This window comes from Saccharopolyspora sp. NFXS83 (assembly GCF_026241095.1).
GTDB lineage: Bacteria > Actinomycetota > Actinomycetes > Mycobacteriales > Pseudonocardiaceae > Saccharopolyspora_C.
This window is the reverse complement of sequence record NZ_JAPFGB010000067.1, coordinates 1-707: the sequence shown is the minus strand read 5'-3', so window position 1 is coordinate 707 and position 707 is coordinate 1. Positions and strand designations below refer to the sequence as shown.

General features: G+C 68.7%; 1 protein-coding gene. It reads left to right on the top strand.

All coding sequences use genetic code 11. The annotated features are described in order from the left end of the window. On the top strand, positions 1–707 hold a 707-nt coding region (locus OOZ19_RS29975), incomplete at both ends, for a polyketide synthase dehydratase domain-containing protein (protein WP_266093534.1).

Here is a 707-nt window from a genome sequence, read left to right as displayed (position 1 = left end):
ACCGTCCACTCCCACACCAACGACCAATGGACACTGCACGCCTCCGGCACACTGACCCAAAACCACCAGGACACACCAACCTGGCCCAAACAATGGCCACCAACCGGGGCCGAAACCATCGACGCGCAGGGGCTGTATCCCGACCTGGCCGAGGTCGGTCTGGATTACGGGCCGCTGTTCCAGGGCCTGACCGCGGCGTGGCGGCTCGGCGACCAGGTGTTCGCCGAGGTTTCGCTGCCGGATCCTTCTGCGGCTACCGGTTTCGGTCTCCACCCTGCGCTTTCGGACGCAGCACTCCACGCGATCGGGATGAGCGACCTGGCAGGCGCGGCGGCGCGAACACGGCTGCCGTTCACTTTCCGGGACGTGTCATTGCACGCGGTGGGCGCTTCCACGCTGCGTGTAAGGGTGTCCCCTGCCGGTACGGACGCGGTGTCCGTGGAACTCGCCGACGCGGCCGGACAACCGGTGGCCACCATCGGAGAACTGGTCCTGCGGCCGGTGTCCGCCACGGATCTGGCCGCGTCCCGTCCCACTCACCACGACCTGCTGTTCGCCCTGGACTGGACGCCCGTCACCGGGCAACCGGAAGACGCTGCTTGGGCCGTGCTCGGACCCGACGACCTCGGAGTGGCAGGCGAGGCGCCTTCCTACGCTGACATCGCGTCCATGCCGGTGGTGCCGCCTGGGGCGGTGGTGGTCGCGCG